The organism is Pseudomonas sp. TSO6 (assembly GCF_056098905.1).
The window spans coordinates 1-17,987 of the sequence record NZ_JBLZWV010000023.1 but is presented as its reverse complement, the minus strand read 5'-3'; the positions used below and the strand labels follow the sequence as shown (position 1 = coordinate 17,987).

Sequence of the window (17,987 nt, the reverse complement as noted above, 5' to 3'; positions counted from 1 at the left end):
GCACAAGGCCGCTCCTACAATGGACCGCGTCAGGCTGGAACCTCGGTTCAAGGCTCCAGCCCGATCCCCCGCAAGATCACGCTGGTCACCGTTTGCACCGCACTCTCGAACGCCATGTCCGACAGCATCTCGCCGCCGTTGAGCAACTGCACCTGGTAACCAAAGTCGGCATAGTGCTGGGTAGACGCCCAGATCATGTACAGCAACGCCGACGGCTCTACCGGCAGAATACGCCCCTCCTCCACCCAACGGCGGATCTTGGCTTCCTTCAATTTCGCCCAGGGCACCAGGCTGTCATCCAGGTTCACCCCAAGCACCGGCGCCCCGTGCAGCATCTCTTCGGCCCAAATCTTCGAGCCCAGCGGCCGCGAGCGCGAATGGCCCATCTTCGCCCTGATGTAGCTGGTCAGCACCACGCGCGGGTCGTCGAAGTTCTCGAAGCACAGTGCGTCCTGCTTCCACACATCCAGCAGGTCCTGCAGCACCGCACGGAACAGCTCGTCCTTGGTGCTGAAGTAGTAATGCAGGTTAGAGCGCGGCAATCCGGCCTGCTCGGCGATATCACCCATGGAGGTGGCGCCGTAGCCTTTCTCGGCGAACACCTTTTCCGCCGCCTGCAAGATTTTCTCGATATTGCGTCGGCGAATTTCGATCTTGTGATTGGCCATCAGGCTTGGGCCGCCCACACCGCCAAACCACCGGTCAACCGGCCGTTACTGAACTCGATATTGTCGATTTGCCGGTCAGTACCGCGAATGCCCATGTATGCTCCGTGCCGAAGGGGTTTGGCCTAGTCTACTCCGGTCGTTTCACACTTTTATATCGGGCGGCCTGAAACAACCGGGTAACCACAGGCTGATGGCGATGGCGCGCCTGCCAGATATCGTAATCAGCCTGAATGGCCAACCAAAGGCGGGCGGTACTGATACCCGCCATCTCCAGGCGTACAGCCAGGTCCGGAGACATTGCCGCGCGGCCATGCAGTACCCGCGAAAGCGCTTCGCGGGAGAACCCAAGGTGCGACGCGAAGGCTTTTACCGTCAGGCCAAGCGCTGGCAAAACATCTTCGCGCAAGGTTTCGCCAGGATGTGGCGGATTGTGCAAAGGCATGAACAGCTCTCCGAACTAGGTGTACGCACCTAGTGTGACCCTACACATCACACTCATATAGACAATATATGTGACGCAATGCGTCACAATTGACGGAGTACCAGACCTATCGCGCACCTTGTGGGAGCGGGTTCACCCGCGAACACCGGCGAAGCCGGTGCCATGCTGCGCGTTGTATTCTTCGCGGGTAAACCCGCTCCCACAGGGATCTCACGCGATTCTAGATATTGAGCAAGGCAGTTGCTCCGCTCATCCGCTACCCGCACCTCGCCCGATCACGCACCGGGCACTGTGCGCGATGAAGATTGAGTGCGGTGTTGATGATGCCGATATGGCTGAAGGCCTGGGGGAAGTTGCCGAGCATGCGCTGGCCGGCCGGGTCGTATTGCTCGGCCAGCAGGCCGAGGTCGTTGCTCAGGCCGGTCAGGTGCTGGTACAGCGCTTCGGCTTCAGCCTGGCGGCCCAGCAAAACATAAACGTCTGCCAGCCAGAACGAACACACCAGGAAGGTGCCCTCCCCCGGCGTCAGGCCGTCGCTGCAGCTGTCGCTGTCGTAGCGCATCAGCAGGCCGTTCTTCAGCAGGCGCTGTTCGATCTGCTCCAGCGTGCGCAAGAAGCGTGGGTCATCAGCCGGCAGGAAGCCGGTCAGGGCGATCTGCAGCAGGCTGGCGTCCATTTCGGTCGAGCCATAGGCCTGGACGAAAAACCGGCCGTTGGCGTCCAGGCCGTGCTCGCAGACTTCGCGGTGAATCTCGTCGGCCACCTGGCGGTAATGGTGCCCGCGTTCGCGGCCTTCTTCAGTGGTGTCAGCCAGCCCCGCGGCACGGTCGAAGGCAACCCAGGCCATGACCTTGGAGTGCACGAACTGCTGGCGGCCGCCGCGCACTTCCCAGATGCCTTCGTCCGGCTCGCGCCAGATGCGTTCGACGTAAGGCAGGATCAGGCGGGAGATGGCGGCGCTGCGCGGGTGGCGGGGCAAGCCGCCCTTGATCGCCTGGGCCATGGCATCGGCCAGCTCTCCGTAGATGTCCAGTTGCATCTGTTGCGACGCTGCATTGCCTACCCGCACGGGTTGCGAATGCTCGTATCCGGCCAGCCACGGCAAGGTGTATTCCTGCAGGTCGCGCTCACCGGCCAGGCCATACATGATCTGCATCTGCTCGGGGTTGCCGGCCACTGAGCGCAGTAGCCATTCACGCCAGGCCTGGGCCTCGTCGAAGTAGCCGAGGTTCATGAACGCCAGCAGGGTCATGGTGGCGTCGCGCAGCCAGCAGAAGCGGTAGTCCCAGTTGCGCTCCCCACCCACCCGCTCAGGCAGCGAGGTGGTGACGGCGGCGACGATGCCACCCGTGGGGGCGTAAGTCATTGCCTTGAGGGTGAGCAACGAGCGGCGCACCAGGGCGGTGTATGGCCCTACCTGCGGGCAGCGGGCGGCGAAGGCCTGCCACTGCTCGACGGTTTGGGCAAAAGCCTGGTCGATATCGCAGTCGGGCTGCACTGGCAGGTGCGAGGGTTGGTGACGCAGGCTGAAGATTTGACGCTCGCCCGTGCCAACACGAAAGCGCGCGACGGTATGGTGGTCGAGTGCATGCGGGGGGACGGTGCTGCACAGGATCAGCCGGTCAGGGCCGGCAACGGCGCTGAGGGTCAGTGGGGCGAGCCGTTCCACCCATGGCACACTGCGACCGTAGTCGAAGCGCATGACCAGGTCCATTTCAAAATTGGTTTCGCCACTGAGACCCTCGACGATCCGCACCACCGAATTGACGTCGCCCAGCGGCATGAAGTCGAGCACCCGGGCACGGCCGGTGGCAGTGACCCAGGTGGTTTCCAGCACGAGGGTGTCGTCCAGATATTGGCGGCTGCTGTGCTCGACGGGGTCGCAGGGGGCCACGCGCCAGCGGCCGTTTTCTTCGTTGCCCAGCAGGGCCGCAAACACGGCGGGGGCGTCGAAGCGTGGCAGGCAGAGCCAGTCGAGCGAGCCATCGCGGCTGACCAGGGCGGCGCTGCGGCAGTTGCCCAGCAGGGCGTAGTCTTCGATGTGGGCAGGCATTAGGTCTCCTTGATGTGATCGCCAGTGCCGGCCCTTTCGCGGCTAAAGCCGCTCCCACAGGTATCGCATCAGGCCTGAGGGAAATGGTATCCCTGTGGGAGCGGCTTTAGCCGCGAAAGGGCCGGCACTGGCTTTACAAAAGCATCAGCCCAAGCGGTGCCACTCGCGCTTGTCGCGGGTCAGCAATTCATTGCCAGCGTCAGGCCCGTCTTCACCGGCCGGGTACTGATGCACCTCGCCATCCTGGGCCCAGGCATCGAGAAACGGCTGCACCGCTCGCCAGCCGTTCTCGATGTTGTCAGCCCGCTGGAACAGGGTCTGGTCACCGGTCAGGCAGTCGTAAATCAGCGTCTCGTAGCCGGTCGCCGGGGTCATCTTGAAGAAGTCTTTATAGGCAAAGCCCAGCTCCACATTCTCCATCACCAGCTCCGGCCCTGGCCGTTTGGCCTGCAGGTCGAACCACATGCCTTCGTTGGGCTGAATCTGGATTTTCAGGTAGTTGGGCTTGGGCCGCTCCAGCTCCGACTCGCGGAACTGCGCATACGGCGCGGGCTTGAAGCAAATGGCAATTTCGGTGTCGCGCACGCTCATGCGCTTGCCGGTGCGCAAGTAGAACGGCACGCCGGCCCAGCGCCAGTTGTCGATCATCACCTTCAGCGCCACGTAGGTTTCGGTCTGGCTGTCAGGCGCGACATTGGGCTCCTGCCGGTAACCGGGCAGCTGCTTGCGCCCCTGCTTGCCGGCACTGTACTGGCCGCGTACCGAGTTCTTCAGGGCCATTTTCGCCGACCATGGGCGAATAGCACCGACCACCTTGGCCTTTTCGCCGCGCACCGCGTCAGCCCCGAACGCAGCCGGCGGCTCCATGGCCACCATCGCCAGCAACTGGAACAGGTGGTTGGGAACCATGTCGCGCAGGGCCCCGGTGCTGTCGTAGAACGCACCACGGGTTTCGACGCCGACCGTTTCCGCAGCGGTGATCTGCACGTGGTCGATGTAGTGGTTGTTCCAGAACGATTCGAACAGGCCGTTGGAGAAGCGGCTGACCAGAATGTTCTGCACCGTCTCTTTGCCCAGGTAATGGTCGATGCGGTAGATCTGCCGCTCACCCATTACCTTCAGCAGGCAGGTGTTGAGTGCCTCGGCGCTGGCCAGGTCGGTGCCGAACGGCTTTTCGACCACTACACGGCGAAAGCCGCCGGCAGACTCGTCGAGCAAGCCGGCCTGGCCCAGGCGCTGCGCCACCTCGGGGAAGAAGCGCGGCGAGGTGGCCAAGTAGAAAATGGCGTTGCCATGGCTGGTTTTCTCGATACGCCTGGCGAGCGCCTGGTAAGTCGCCGGGTCGAGGAAATCGCCCGTCTGGTAATCCAGGCGCTTGGCCAGGCGTGCCCAAAGCTTTTCGTCCAGGCACTTGGTGCTGCCCTCGCCGCCTTTGTCCCGCTCGAGCATGAACGCATGCAGCCGCTCTGCAAATTCCTCGGCGCTGGCCGGGTTGTGGTCGACGCCAACGATGCGCAGGTTGCGGTCCAGCAAACCGTCGCGGCTGAGGTTGTACAGCGCCGGCATCAGCAGGCGCTTGACCAGGTCGCCATTGGCGCCAAACAGGAACAGGGTACAAGGGGGAGCGGCTGGAATGGTCTGTTTAGTCATTCGCCTTTCTTCTCGACGTGGCCACCGAAGCCCAGGCGCATGGCCGAGAGGATCTTGTCACCATACGTCCCTTGCTGCTGGCGCGAGCGGAAGCGCGCGAACAGTGCGCTGGACAGCACAGGCACCGGCACCGCCTGCTCGACGGCGGCGTCGATGGTCCAGCGGCCTTCGCCACTGTCGGATACCGAGCCACTGAACTGCGACAGCTGCGGGTCGGCCACCAGCGCATCGGCGGTGAGGTCGAGCAGCCATGAGGTCACCACGCTGCCACGCCGCCACACTTCGGCGATCTCGGCCACGTTCAAGTCAAAACGCTGGTCTTCGGGTAGTTCGTTGCCGCCTTTGCTGCGCAGCAGGTCGAAGCCTTCGGCATAGGCCTGCATCAGGCCGTACTCGATGCCGTTGTGCACCATTTTCACGTAGTGCCCGGCACCGGGTGGGCCGGCGTGAATGTAGCCATGCTCGGCGCGCTGGTGCTCGCCGCTGCGGCCATGGGTACGCGGGATGTCCCCCACGCCCGGCGCAAGCGCCTTGAACAGCGGTTCCAGGCGCTCGAACACGTCCTTTTCGCCGCCGATCATCATGCAGTAGCCACGGTCCAGGCCCCACACGCCGCCAGAGGTGCCGACGTCCAGGTAATGCAGGCCGCGTTTTGCCAGCTCCGCGGCGCGGCGCATGTCGTCCTTGTAGAAGGTGTTGCCGCCGTCGATGATCGCATCGCCCGGCTCCAGTAGCTCGGCTAGCTGCGCGATGGTCTGCTCGGTGGGCTCACCGGCCGGCAGCATGACCCACACTGCGCGCGGCGCTTTGAGCTTTTGTACCAGCGCACCGAGGTCGTGCGCGCCTTGGGCGCCCTCGCCCTCCAGCCCGGTAATGGCCTCACGGTTGCGGTCGTGCACCACGGTGCGGTGGCCGGCGCGCATCAGGCGCCTTGCGATATTGCCGCCCATGCGGCCCAGCCCGACGATTCCCAATTGCATGAGCCGATGCTCCCCTTTCGAAATGGATGACAACACAGTCCAGCTTTTCAGATTAGTCCAGCATGCCGCCCGAGGGTTCAGCGACGAACGGCAAGACCACGATAAACAAAAAAGTTCCCAAGGCCTGCGAAAGAATTCAAAATGCGCCCCGCGTGAAGCGTCTACGCTTTGACTTGTCACCAGCCAAAACCGCGAGGTGTGCTCATGGGTACCTTGATGCCTGCAACCCCAACCCAGACACTCTATGTCTCCGTGCGCCGTGATGAGCTGCGTAAACTGAAAGACGAACGTGACCAACTGCGCCAACAGGTCGCCCAGTTGAACCTGCTGCTGGCGCAACAGCGCGCTGGCGACACGACTACAAGCCTCTAGTTTTTCTTCCTCTTGTGGGGGCTGCCTGGCTCCCACTCGCCGCCTTTAAAGCCACCCATTCAATTTTGTTGCGCACCATAAAGGTGCGTTACGCGTGGCAAGCCACATTTTGGCCCACCCTCCAAACACCCCGCACCACCTTCATCCAAGCCATTTCACATCCGGTCACAAACGCCAACGTTTGCGGCTATTGCGCACATAACAATAGTGACCAGTGGGTCACCTTTTTATCACTTTCTCTCCTACACTCGGTTTTCGGCCCGCCAATTGCTCAGTGGAAGAGTGACCCAAAAAAGTCGAACTTTCAGGAAACCCGGCAGGTCATCAACATAAGCAGGCCAGACGCATCGGGCTATTCCCGGTCCTGAGCCCGCACACCCCAACCAGTTCAATCGCCTTCGGCCGGAATGCCGATTGCGCTGTGCCTGCGCGCACGACCCTGGGGCATGGAACGCACTAAGCAGTTTCGAATTAGAGAGAACCAACACGAAATATCTTCACGGGTGCCAGCACCCGGCCAAGCATAGGGACGGAGAGAAGTATGATCAGTGCCGCTGTCGAGCCTCACGTAGATTCATTCAAACCGGACAACCGCGAGCCGCTTACCCCGGATTTCGCCACGACAGGCAAGGCACCCGGCGCGCAGCGCCAGCAAAACCCGAACATGCGCAAGATTCTGTTCGTCACCTCGGAAATTGCAGACCTGGTCAAGACCGGAGGCCTGGGTGACGTGTCCGCCGCCCTGCCCCGTGCCCTGGCGCACCTGCACGATGTAAGGGTGTTGATCCCGGGGTACCCCCAGGTGATGGAGAGCGACAACCCGATCCACATCGTCGGTGAACTGGGCGGCCACGCGGCCCTGCCGCCGTGCAAGATCGGGCGCATGGACATGGCCGACGGCCTGGTCATCTATGTGCTGATCTGCCCCGAGCTGTACCAGCGCGATGGCACTCCCTATGGTGCCAACAATGGCCGCGACTGGCCCGACAACCACATCCGCTTTGCCCGCCTGGGCCTGGCTGCCGCCGAAATTGCTGCGGGCGAAGGCAAGATCCACTGGACGCCGGAAGTGGTGCACGCGCATGACTGGCCCGCCGGCCTGGCCCCGGCCTACATGCACTGGCGCGGGCTGAATACGCCGACCCTGTTCACCATCCACAACCTGGCCTACCAGGGTGTGTACAGCCGTGGTTGCAGCCCGGAGCTGGCGATTCCCGACCACGCCATGCAGCAGGAAGGCATGGAGTTCTACGGCAAGCTGTCGTTCCTCAAGGCGGGCTTGGCGTATTCCAGCCACATCACCACGGTCAGCGCCACCTATGCCCGGGAAATCACCACCCCGGAATTCGGTTGCGGCCTGGACGGTTTCCTCGCCAGCAAAGCCCAGCAAGGCCTGCTTGGTGGCATCCCCAACGGCATCGATGAAAGCTGGGACTCGGCCACCGACAAGCACCTGCAGCACAACTTCAGCATCAACGACTGGGAAGGCAAGGCGCGCAACACTCAGGAGGTACGCGCCCTGTTCGGTCTGGAGGATTCTGACGGACCACTGTTCGCCGTGGTCTCACGGTTGGTGTACCAGAAGGGCCTGGACCTGACCTTGGGTGTGGCCGACTACATCGTCGAACAAGGCGGGCAGATTGCGATCATCGGCCGTGGCGAGCCGGAAGAAGAACAGGCCATGCGCGAGCTGGCGCTGCGCCACCCGGGCCGCATCGGGGTGCGCATCGGCTTCAACGAAACCGACGCCCGGCGCATGTTTGCCGGCAGCGACTTCTTGCTGATGCCATCGCGCTACGAGCCTTGCGGCCTCAGCCAGATGTACGCGCAACGCTTCGGCTCGCTGCCGGTAGCGCGCAACACTGGCGGCCTGGCCGACACCATCGAGTGCGGCGTCACGGGCTTCTTGTTCAATGAGTCCACCGTCGAGAGCTACCGCCAGGCACTCAGCCGCGCCTTCTATGTATACGGTAAAAAGGATTTGCTGAACGCCATGCGCTGCCTGTCGATGACCCAGCCATTCAATTGGTGCCAGGCGGTGGAACCCTACGCCCGCCTCTACGAGGACCTGGTCAAGCAGGCACAACTGAGCCACTACTGAGCGGGGGCTGGAAGATGCACAGGCATGGCGCACACTTACTGGACGCCACGTCGGCGCGCTTCGCCCTCTGGGCACCCGATGCGCGCAGCGTGAGCGTAGAACTGGAGCAACAGCCGGCCATCGAGCTGCTGCCCGACGACGATGGCTGGTACACCGGTGTGGCTCCGTGCCAGGCCGGTGACCGGTACCACTACCGTATCGACGGTGAGCTGCAAGTGGCCGACCCGGCCTCCCGCTACCAGCCTGAGGGCGTAAAAGGCCCGAGCCAGGTTGTGGATGTGGCCGGTTACCAGTGGCAACACCCTTGGCAAGGCCGCCCTTGGCACGAAGCAGTGATCCAGGAGCTGCATGTCGGTTTGCTTGATGGCTACGCCGGGGTTGCCAGGCAGCTGCCGCGCCTGGCCGAGCTGGGCATCAGTGCCGTCGAGCTGATGCCACTGGGGCAGTTCCCCGGAGAGCGCAACTGGGGCTACGACGGCGTACTGCCCTACGCACCGCAGAACACCTATGGCAGCCCCGAGCAGCTGTGCGCGCTGGTCGACCAGGCCCACGGCGAAGGGCTGATGGTGCTGGTGGATGTGGTCTACAACCACTTCGGCCCCGACGGCAATTACCTGCACCAGTACGCCAGCCCGTTCTTCCGCGAAGACCGGCAGACGCCCTGGGGCGCGGCCATCGATTTCCGCCGCCCGCAAGTGCGCGAGTACTTCATCCAGAATGCCCTCATGTGGCTGTGCGACTACCGCTGCGACGGCCTGCGCCTGGATGCCGTACATGCCATCGACCAGCCCGATTTCCTGATCGAGCTGGCGCAGCGCGTACGCGCCGCCGTAGAGCCGGGCCGCCATGTGTGGCTGGTGCTGGAGAACGAGCACAATCAGGCCGGCCTGCTGGAACAGGGCTTTGACGCCCAGTGGAACGACGACGGCCACAATGCCCTGCATGTGCTGCTGACCGGCGAAACCGAAGGCTACTACGCCGACTACCAGAAGCGCCCCATCGACCAGCTGGCCCGCTGCCTTTCTGAAGGCTTCGTGTTCCAGGGCCAGGCAAACCGCCACGGCACGCCCCGCGGTGAACCCAGCGGGCACCTGGAGCCCAGCGCCTTTGTGTTGTTCTTGCAAAACCACGACCAGGTCGGCAACCGCGCGCTTGGCGAACGCCTGACCCGTCTGTGCCCGCCGCCAGCCCTACGTGCGGCCACCGGCCTGCTGCTATTGGCCCCCATGATTCCGCTGCTGTTCATGGGCGACGACGACGGCAGCTGCCGGCCGTTCCTGTTCTTTACCGACTTCCATGACCAGTTGGCCGACGCCGTACGCGAAGGCCGCCGTGGCGAGTTCGCCCACTTCACTGCGTTTGCTGACCCCGAGCAGCGTGAGCACATTCCCGACCCCAACGCCGAACAGACCTTTGAATCTTCACGCCCGCAAAACAAGGAAGTGATCGCCGGCTGGCACGGCCTGTACCAGCAACTGCTCGAACTGCGACGCCGCCACGTCATCCCGCACCTGCCCGGCAGCCGCTCACTGGGCGCCGAGGTGCATGGCGACAAAGCGCTGACCGCACGCTGGCGGTTGGGCGATGGCAATACCCTGCGCATCGACCTGAACCTGGCGGCAACTGAGCAGGCGGTCGAGCTGCCCGCTGCCGCCACACGGCTGTTCGACAGCAGCGACACCCGACACCCAGATACCCAAATGGCCGCGTACAGCTGCGTGGTCAGCCTGCTTTCCCCTGACCAGGAGCGCCCATGAGCGAAACCGCCCTGCACCGCTTGGCAAACCGCGTCGGGTTGAGCCGCGACTGGATCGACGCCAATGCCCGGCCCCAGCGCGTCAGTGACGAGGTGCTGCGCACCATTCTTGAAGGCCTGGGCCACGCTGCCGCTGACGACGACGCCATCGCTATCAGCCTGCGCAGGGTGGAAGCCGCCGAAGACAGCGAACACCTGCCGCCCCTGCTGACCGCAGACCTGGGCAAGCCCTTGGCGCTGGCGCGTTACTTCAGCGCCGCCAGCGTCGCCCACTGCACGCTGGAAGACCACGCCTCACTCACCCTGAAACTCGACGACCAGGCACGCCTGCCCGGTGAGCTGCCAATCGGCTACCACCAGGTGGAAATCGACAGCCGCCACTTCACCGTGGCGGTGGCCCCGCCCCGCTGCCACAGCCTCGAAGACACGGTGCAACAGCCACCACCACGCTGTTGGGGCCTGGCCGTGCAGCTGTACAGCCTGCGCCGCCCCGGCGATGGCGGCTACGGCGACTGCCTGGCGCTGGAGCAGCTGGCCCGCTCGGCTGCCGAGCGCGGTGCCGATGCCTTGGCCATCAGCCCCATCCATACACTGTCGGCCATCGACCAGGAGCACTACAGCCCCTACTCGCCCTCCAGCCGCCTGTTGCTCAACACCCTGTACGCCAGCCCCGCCGCCCTACTGGGCGAACGGGAGGTGCGCATGGCCATCGAAGCCTGCGGGCTGGAGCAACAACTGGAAGAACTTGAGCAACGGCCGCTGGTCGACTGGCCACGCGCCGCCAGCGCCCGCCTGCGCCTGCTTGAAGCGCTGTACCAAGGTTTCAGCCAGGGTGACCACCCGCTGCGCAGCGATTTTGACAGCTTCCGCGAAGCGGGCGGCCAGGCGCTGGAGCACCACTGCCGCTTCGAGGTGCTGCAAGCCCAGGCGGTGGAGCACGGCCTGGGTGCCGACTGGCGCAACTGGCCCAAGGCCTGGCACGACCCTTACCACCCGGAAGTTGAAGCCTTTGCCAATGCCTACCCGGCCAAGGTCGAGTTCCATGCCTTCTGCCAATGGCTGACCGAGCGCGGCCTGCAACGTGCCCAGGAGGCGGCCCGCGGCAACGGCATGGCAGTGGGCCTGATCGCCGACCTGGCGGTGGGTGCCGACGGTGCCGGCAGCCAGGCCTGGAGCCGCCAGGACGAATTGCTGGCGGGCCTGAAAGTAGGCGCGCCACCCGACATCCTCAACCGCGCCGGGCAGGACTGGGGCATCTGTGCGTTCTCGCCCGAAGGCCTCAAGCGCAACGGCTACCGCGCCTTCATCGAGATGCTGCGGGCCAACCTGGCCCATGCCGGTGGCTTGCGCATCGACCATGTGATGGGCCTGCGCCGGTTATGGCTGATCCCGCAGGGTGCCAAGCCCAGCGAAGGCGCTTACCTCAATTACCCGGTGGACGACCTGTTGCGCCTGCTGGCGCTGGAGTCGGTGCGCCACCAGGCGATCATTCTCGGTGAAGACCTGGGTACCGTGCCCGACGGCCTGCGCGAAACACTGGCCGAGAAGGCCGTGCTGGGCATGCGCGTGCTGCCGTTCGAGCAAACCCAGCCAGGCCAGTTCAAACCGATACTGGACTGGCCGGACAACGCCCTGGCCACCACCGGCACCCACGACCTGGCACCGCTGGCCGGCTGGCTGGAAAACCGCGACATCGACTGGAGCCACCGCTTGCAACTGATCGACGCTGCCACCGAACTGCACTGGCGCCAAGGCCGCCAGATAGAACACGACGGCCTGCGCCGTACCCTGGAGACCAACTACGGTGAACTGAAGGACAACGACGCAGTGATCGATGCGGCCATCCGCTTCGTTGGCCATACCCGTGCGCCCTTGGTGCTGATACCGCTCGAAGACCTGCTGGGCTGCGACGAGCAGCCCAACCTGCCGGGCACCACCAGCGGGCACCCCAACTGGCGGCGGCGCTTCACCCGGTCGGTGACAGAACTGCTGGATGACGAGGATGCCGCGCGGCGCCTGGAGCTGCTGGCCCAGGCTCGCGAACAGGCTTGGGAGCGTGACCGATGAAGCCGCTGACCGCGACCCTGCGCCTGCAGTTTCACAGTGACTTCACCCTCGATCACGCCGTACCGCTGGTGCCGTACTTCGCCCAATTGGGCATCAGCCACCTGTATGCCTCGCCCATCCTCAAGGCCCGGGCTGGCTCGCGCCACGGCTACGATGTGGTCGACCCAACCTGCGTCAACCCCGAACTGGGCGGCGAGGCAGCACTGGAGCGGCTGGTCGCCGCGCTGCGCCAGCATGGCATGGGGCTGATCCTCGACACCGTGTCCAACCACATGGCCGTGGGCGGTGCCGACAACCCCTGGTGGCAAAGCCTGCTGGCCTGGGGCCGGCGTAGCCCGTATGCGGAGTTCTTCGACATCCAGTGGCACTCCAGCGACCCGCTGCTGGCCGGGCAACTGCTGCTGCCGTTCCTTGGCAGCGACTATGGCGTAGCGCTGAAGAAGGGCGAGATACCGCTTGAATTCGACAAGCAGCACGGCACGCTGCAAATTGCCCATTACGATCACCGCTTCCCGGTTTGCCCGGTGGACTATGGCTGGATTCTCGCCCTCAGCCCGGAGCCGGCGCTCAAGACGCTGGCCGAGCACTTCACGGCATTGGCCGAATCGACCACCCCGCTGGTCGATGCCCTGCCGCTGCACACCGAACTGGCACGCCTGGTGCGCGAAGGTGCAGACCTGGAATCGGCGCTGGTGGCATTCGACAGCCGCGCCGAAAATGGCCTCAAGCGCCTGCACCTGCTGCTGGAGCGCCAGACCTACCGCCTGGCCAGTTGGCGAACCGCTGCCGACGACATCAACTGGCGGCGCTTCTTCGACATCAACGAGCTGGGTGGCCTGAGGGTGGAGCGCGCCGTGGTGTTCGAGGCCACCCACGCAAAGCTGTTCGAGCTGATCGGACGCGGCCTGGTGGACGGCCTGCGCATCGACCATATCGACGGCCTGGCCGACCCGCGCGGCTACTGCCGCAAGCTGCGCCGTCGGGTCGATGGCCTGTTGGCGCAGCGGCCTTTGCAGGCGGCCCTGGAGCACTTCCCGATCTATGTGGAAAAAATCCTCGGCGCCGGCGAGCACCTGCACCGCGACTGGCTCACCGACGGCACTACCGGCTACGAATTCATGAACCAGGTCTCGCTGCTGCAGCATGACCCAGCCGGCGAAACGCCGCTGACCGAGCTTTGGGCGAACGTCACCGAACGGCCGGCCTTCCCTGAAGAAGTGCGTCAGGCGCGTTACCTTGTGCTCAATGCCAGCCTCGCCGGTGACTGCGAATCGGTGGCCCAGGCGCTGCTGCAGGTTGCGCGCAACGACCTGATGACCCGCGACCTTACCCTGGGCGCGATCCGCCGTGCGTTGCAGGCACTGGTGGCGCATTACCCGGTGTACCGCACCTACTTCAACGCCTGCGGGCGCCCCGCTGAAGACGAAGGGTTTTTCCAGCAGGCCCTGGCCAACGCCCGGCACGACCTCGGAGAAGCCGATTGGCCGTTACTGGACCACCTTGAACAATGGCTGGGCGGGCAAGCCTGGCGGCAGTTGCCACCGGGTCGCGCCCGCAAGCAACTGCGCCACGCCTGCGTGCGCTTCCAGCAACTGACCGCGCCCAGCGCCGCCAAAGCCGTGGAAGACACCACCTTCTACCGCAGCGCCCGGCTGCTGTCGCGCAACGACGTGGGCTTCGAGGCCGAGCACTTCAGCGCGCCTCCCATGCACTTCCATAACGAAGCCCAGCGGCGCCTGCGCGACTTCCCCGACAACCTGCTCGCCACTGCCACCCATGACCACAAGCGCGGGGAAGACACCCGCGCGCGCCTGGCCGTGCTCAGTGAACGCGGCCCATGGCTGGCCAGCCGGGTGGAGCATTGGCGTGAACTGGCAGCGCCGCTGCGCGCACAGCTGGACGATGGCCTGGCGCCCAGCCCCGGCGACGAGCTGATGCTGCTGCAAACCCTGCTTGGCAGTTGGCCGCTGGGCCTCGACCTGCACGACGACAACGCCCTGCGCCAGTACGCCGAGCGTATCCGCCAGTGGCAGCAGAAGGCCTTGCGCGAAGCCAAGTTGCGTAGCAGCTGGAGCGCGCCGAACGAGGCCTACGAAGGCGCCTGTGCCCGCTACATCGAGGGCTTGCTGCTGGACAGCGAGAACCAGCAACTGCGCAAATCCGTGGCAGATGCCGCGCAACTGCTCGCCTGCCCCGGCGCCCTCAATGGCTTGGTGCAGGCCCTACTGCGCATGACCACACCCGGTGTGCCCGACCTGTACCAGGGCAACGAGTACTGGGACTTCAGCCTGGTCGACCCGGACAACCGCCGCCCCGTGGACTACGCTTCGAGGCGTCGCAACCTGGACGACGCCACGCCGCCAGCCGAGCTGCTGGCGCACTGGCGCGACGGCCGCATCAAGCAGGCCCTGATCGCCCGGGTGCTGGATTGCCGCCAGGCGCACGCCGAACTGTTCCGCCGTGGCGCCTATCTGCCGCTGACCGTGCTGGGTAAACACGCTGACAAGGTGATCGCCTTTGCCCGGCTGGGCGACGGCGAGCGGGCCGTCATCGTTGCGCCACGCCTGGCCAGTACCCTGCTCGGTGGCAACCCTACACCGTTGATCCCGGCACAGAACTGGGACGACACCCGGCTGGTACTGCCGTTTGCCTTGTCACCTGCCAACTCGACGGGACTTTTCCCCTGCGCGGCGGTCAGCTCTTCCAAGGAGTTGATGTTGAGTGCTGTGCTGGCGGAGTTTCCGGTCAACGTGTTGATACAACAATCTTGAGCATCAGGAGCGTCATGATGAGTGTCGATGAGAAGCGTATTCGCGAATTTGCCTACCAGATCTGGGAATCTGAAGGTAAGCCCGTAGGGGAGGAAGAACGCCACTGGGATATGGCCCGCAAGCTGGCCGAGGCCGAGGCATTGGCCCCCAAGGCCGAGCCCCGCAAGCGGGCGCCGGCCAAGCCCAAGGCAGCCGCTGAGCCCAAGGCGCCTGCCGAGCCCAAGGTGGCTGCCCTGCCGGGGGTTAAACCCGCTGCGGCGAAAAAGCCTCGGGCGGTGAAAAAGCCCACTGCCGGTTAAGCCTGTCCCGGCCATCCGCGGGCTTGCCCGCTCCCACAGGATCTCCACAGGGCTGACATGTGTGGTGTTCTGACTGTGGGAGCGGGCAAGCCCGCGAAGGGGCCAATGCAGGACAGCACAATTCCCCTTACGTCACGGCCATTTGAGGATCGTCATGAGCCCCCGCACCCCTAAGAAAACCCGGTCAGTTGCACCATCGCGCATCCGCGAAGGCATGCCCTTCCCCCTCGGCGCCACCTGGGATGGCCTTGGGGTCAACTTCGCCTTGTTCTCGGCCAACGCCACCAAGGTCGAGCTGTGCCTGTTCGACTCCACCGGCGAACAGGAACTCGAGCGCATCGAACTGCCCGAATACACTGACGAGATCTACCACGGCTACCTGCCCGACGCTCACCCCGGCCTGGTCTATGGCTACCGGGTGTACGGCCCCTACGAGCCGGAAAACGGTCACCGCTTCAACCCCAACAAACTGCTGATCGACCCGTATGCCAAGCAACTGGTCGGCAGCCTGGAGTGGTCAGAGGCATTGTTCGGCTACACCATCGGCCACCCCGACGGCGACCTGTCGTTCGATGAGCGCGACAGCGCGCCCTTCGTGCCCAAATGCAAGGTGATCGACCCGGCCTTCACCTGGGGCCGCGACCAGCGTGTGTCGGTCCCCTGGGAACGCACGATCATTTATGAAGCGCACACCCGCGGCATCAGCATGCGCCACCCGGCAGTGCCGGAAAAACTGCGCGGCACCTTTGCCGGCCTGGCCAACGACGAGCTGCTCAAGCACATCAAGGAGCTGGGCGTCTCCAGCATCGAGCTGCTGCCGATTCACGCCTTCGTCAACGACCAGCACCTGCTGGACAAAGGCCTGAACAACTACTGGGGCTACAACAGCATCGCCTTTTTCGCCCCGCACCCGCGCTACCTGGCCAGCGGCAAGATTGCCGAGTTCAAGGAAATGGTCGCCCACCTTCACGACGCCGGGCTGGAGGTGATCCTCGACGTGGTCTACAACCACACCGCCGAAGGCAACGAACGCGGCCCGACCCTGTCCATGCGCGGCATCGACAACGCCTCGTACTACCGCCTGATGCCGGACGACAAACGTTACTACATCAACGATTCCGGCACCGGCAACACGCTGGACCTGAGCCACCCCTGCGTGCTGCAGCTGGTCACCGACTCGCTGCGCTACTGGGCCGGCGAAATGCACGTGGACGGCTTCCGCTTCGACCTGGCGACCATCCTTGGCCGCTACCACGACGGCTACAGCGAGCGCCACGGCTTTCTCGTCGCCTGCCGCCAAGACCCGATGCTGAGCCAGGTCAAGCTGATTGCCGAACCTTGGGACTGCGGCCCCGGTGGCTACCAGGTGGGCAACTTTGCCCCAGGCTGGGCCGAGTGGAACGACCGCTTCCGCGATACCACACGCGCCTTCTGGAAAGGCGACGAAGGCCAGCTGGCTGACTTCGCCGCACGCCTGACCGCCTCGGGCGACATGTTCAACAACCGCGGGCGCCGGCCGTATTCTTCGGTCAACTTCATCACCGCCCACGATGGCTTCACCCTGCGCGACCTGGTGTCGTACAACCACAAGCACAACGAAGACAACGACGAGAACAACCAGGACGGCACCGACAACAACCTGTCGTGGAACTGCGGTGCCGAGGGGCCGACCGACGACCCGGACATCAACGCGCTGCGCATGCGCCAGATGCGCAACTACTTTGCCACCCTGCTGCTGGCCCAGGGCACGCCGATGATCGTCGCCGGCGACGAGTTCAGCCGCACCCAGCATGGCAACAACAACGCCTACTGCCAGGACAGCGAAATCGGCTGGGTGAACTGGGACCTCGACCAGGAGGGCAAAGAGCTGCTGGCCTTCGTCAAACGCCTGACCCGCCTGCGCCTGGCCTACCCGGTGCTGCGCCGCTCACGCTTCCTGGTGGGTGACTACAATGAGGCCATCGGGGTCAAGGACGTGACCTGGCTGGCACCGGATGGCAACGAGATGAGCGTGGAACAGTGGGAGGACCCGCACGGGCGCTGCCTGGGCATGCTGATCGATGGCCGCGCGCAGGTCAGCGGCATCGCCCGGCCGGGTTCCGAGGCCACGGTGCTGCTGATCGTCAATGCCCACCATGATGTTGTGCCATTCAAGTTGCCGACGGTACCTGAAGGTGATTACTGGAGCTGCCTGGTCGATACCGACCGGCCGGAGTTGCGCAAGGGGCAGCACCTGCAGTTCGACAGCACGTTCGAGGTCAAAGGCCGGTCGATGCTGCTGATGGTGTTGCAGCACGAGGAGGAGTGAACCTGGGGTGACCGCGCCTGTCCGACTGTGTATTGGTTGCCTGTATCGGCCCTATCGCCGGCAAGCCAGCTCCCACAGGTAAGGCGCAGGCCATCAGCCTGTCTGTGTACTGGTTGGCTGCACCGGCCCTATCGCCGGCAAGCCAGCTCCCACAGGTATGGTGCAGGCCATCAGCCTGTCTGTGTACTGGTTGGCTGCACCGGCCCTATCGCCGGCAAGCCAGCTCCCACAGGTATGGTGCAGGCCATCAGCCTGTCTGTGTACTGGTTGGCTGCACCGGCCCTATCGCCGGCAAGCCAGCTCCCACAGGTATGGTGCAGGCCATCAGCCTGTCTGTGTACTGGTTGGCTGCACCGGCCCTATCGCCGGCAAGCCAGCTCCCACAGGTAAGGCGCAGGCCAGCAGCCTGTCTGTGTACTGGTTGGCTGCACCGGCCCTATCGCCGGCAAGCCAGCTCCCACAGGTATGGTGCAGGCCATCAGCCTGTCTGTGTACTGGTTGGCTGCACCGGCCCTATCGC

The 17,987-nt window shown here is 64.4% G+C and carries 12 protein-coding genes; 7 read left to right on the top strand and 5 right to left on the bottom strand.

Annotation, left to right across the window (positions count from 1 at the left end; genetic code table 11):
- Positions 1-47 precede the first annotated feature (47 nt).
- The 5 genes from ACN6NG_RS08285 to gnd form a co-directional block, all read right to left on the bottom strand.
- Positions 48-668 (bottom strand): TetR/AcrR family transcriptional regulator, encoded by a 621-nt coding sequence (locus ACN6NG_RS08285; protein WP_063422604.1) that lies wholly within the window; start codon positions 666-668, stop codon positions 48-50.
- A 127-nt stretch (positions 669-795) separates the two neighbouring features.
- Positions 796-1,110 carry a HigA family addiction module antitoxin gene (locus ACN6NG_RS08280; protein ID WP_353456179.1) on the bottom strand — a complete coding sequence of 105 codons (315 nt, stop codon included), beginning with the start codon at positions 1,108-1,110 and terminating at the stop codon, positions 796-798.
- 256 nt (positions 1,111-1,366) lie between these two features.
- Positions 1,367-3,163, bottom strand: coding sequence for a glycoside hydrolase family 15 protein (locus ACN6NG_RS08275; protein ID WP_063422602.1), 1,797 nt, complete (start codon positions 3,161-3,163; stop codon positions 1,367-1,369).
- A 144-nt stretch (positions 3,164-3,307) separates the two neighbouring features.
- A complete protein-coding gene (zwf, locus tag ACN6NG_RS08270) occupies positions 3,308-4,813 on the bottom strand; it encodes a glucose-6-phosphate dehydrogenase (protein ID WP_353456178.1) in 1,506 nt (501 codons plus the stop codon).
- A complete protein-coding gene (gene gnd, locus ACN6NG_RS08265; RefSeq protein ID WP_169725149.1) occupies positions 4,810-5,826 on the bottom strand; it encodes a phosphogluconate dehydrogenase (NAD(+)-dependent, decarboxylating) in 1,017 nt (338 codons plus the stop codon). The genes zwf and gnd overlap by 4 nt, the downstream gene beginning before the upstream one ends.
- Positions 5,827-5,997: 171 nt before the next feature.
- Between gnd and ACN6NG_RS08260 the strand changes: the two genes are divergently transcribed.
- From ACN6NG_RS08260 to glgX, 7 genes are all read left to right on the top strand, one after another.
- Positions 5,998-6,165 (top strand): DUF6026 family protein, encoded by a 168-nt coding sequence (locus ACN6NG_RS08260; protein WP_474313465.1) that lies wholly within the window; start codon positions 5,998-6,000, stop codon positions 6,163-6,165.
- A gap of 541 nt (positions 6,166-6,706) precedes the next feature.
- Positions 6,707-8,266, top strand: coding sequence for a glycogen synthase GlgA (glgA, locus tag ACN6NG_RS08255; protein WP_016498821.1), 1,560 nt, complete (start codon positions 6,707-6,709; stop codon positions 8,264-8,266).
- 14 nt (positions 8,267-8,280) lie between these two features.
- Positions 8,281-10,023 (top strand): malto-oligosyltrehalose trehalohydrolase, encoded by a 1,743-nt coding sequence (gene treZ / locus ACN6NG_RS08250; protein ID WP_063422599.1) that lies wholly within the window; start codon positions 8,281-8,283, stop codon positions 10,021-10,023.
- The gene (malQ, locus tag ACN6NG_RS08245) at positions 10,020-12,089 is read left to right on the top strand and encodes a 4-alpha-glucanotransferase (protein WP_474313462.1); all 2,070 of its coding nucleotides are present in this window, start codon (positions 10,020-10,022) and stop codon (positions 12,087-12,089) included. The genes treZ and malQ overlap by 4 nt, the downstream gene beginning before the upstream one ends.
- Positions 12,086-14,860: a malto-oligosyltrehalose synthase gene (locus ACN6NG_RS08240; RefSeq protein WP_474313460.1), complete on the top strand. Its 2,775-nt coding sequence runs from the start codon at positions 12,086-12,088 to the stop codon at positions 14,858-14,860. The genes malQ and ACN6NG_RS08240 overlap by 4 nt, the downstream gene beginning before the upstream one ends.
- A gap of 14 nt (positions 14,861-14,874) precedes the next feature.
- Positions 14,875-15,159: a DUF2934 domain-containing protein gene (locus ACN6NG_RS08235; protein ID WP_019470132.1), complete on the top strand. Its 285-nt coding sequence runs from the start codon at positions 14,875-14,877 to the stop codon at positions 15,157-15,159.
- A gap of 154 nt (positions 15,160-15,313) precedes the next feature.
- Positions 15,314-17,467 (top strand): glycogen debranching protein GlgX, encoded by a 2,154-nt coding sequence (gene glgX / locus ACN6NG_RS08230; protein ID WP_474313458.1) that lies wholly within the window; start codon positions 15,314-15,316, stop codon positions 17,465-17,467.
- Positions 17,468-17,987: the final 520 nt, after the last annotated feature.

What these genes read in the sequence shown, in the direction of transcription:
- ACN6NG_RS08285 (WP_063422604.1), bottom strand. Translation starts at nt 668, where the DNA reads ATGGCCAATCACAAGATCGAAATTCGCCGACGCAATATCGAGAAAATC.
- ACN6NG_RS08280 (WP_353456179.1), bottom strand. Translation starts at nt 1,110, where the DNA reads ATGCCTTTGCACAATCCGCCACATCCTGGCGAAACCTTGCGCGAAGAT.
- ACN6NG_RS08275 (WP_063422602.1), bottom strand. Translation starts at nt 3,163, where the DNA reads ATGCCTGCCCACATCGAAGACTACGCCCTGCTGGGCAACTGCCGCAGC.
- zwf (WP_353456178.1), bottom strand. Translation starts at nt 4,813, where the DNA reads ATGACTAAACAGACCATTCCAGCCGCTCCCCCTTGTACCCTGTTCCTG.
- ACN6NG_RS08260 (WP_474313465.1), top strand. Translation starts at nt 5,998, where the DNA reads ATGGGTACCTTGATGCCTGCAACCCCAACCCAGACACTCTATGTCTCC.
- glgA (WP_016498821.1), top strand. Translation starts at nt 6,707, where the DNA reads ATGATCAGTGCCGCTGTCGAGCCTCACGTAGATTCATTCAAACCGGAC.
- treZ (WP_063422599.1), top strand. Translation starts at nt 8,281, where the DNA reads ATGCACAGGCATGGCGCACACTTACTGGACGCCACGTCGGCGCGCTTC.
- malQ (WP_474313462.1), top strand. Translation starts at nt 10,020, where the DNA reads ATGAGCGAAACCGCCCTGCACCGCTTGGCAAACCGCGTCGGGTTGAGC.
- ACN6NG_RS08240 (WP_474313460.1), top strand. Translation starts at nt 12,086, where the DNA reads ATGAAGCCGCTGACCGCGACCCTGCGCCTGCAGTTTCACAGTGACTTC.
- ACN6NG_RS08235 (WP_019470132.1), top strand. Translation starts at nt 14,875, where the DNA reads ATGATGAGTGTCGATGAGAAGCGTATTCGCGAATTTGCCTACCAGATC.
- glgX (WP_474313458.1), top strand. Translation starts at nt 15,314, where the DNA reads ATGAGCCCCCGCACCCCTAAGAAAACCCGGTCAGTTGCACCATCGCGC.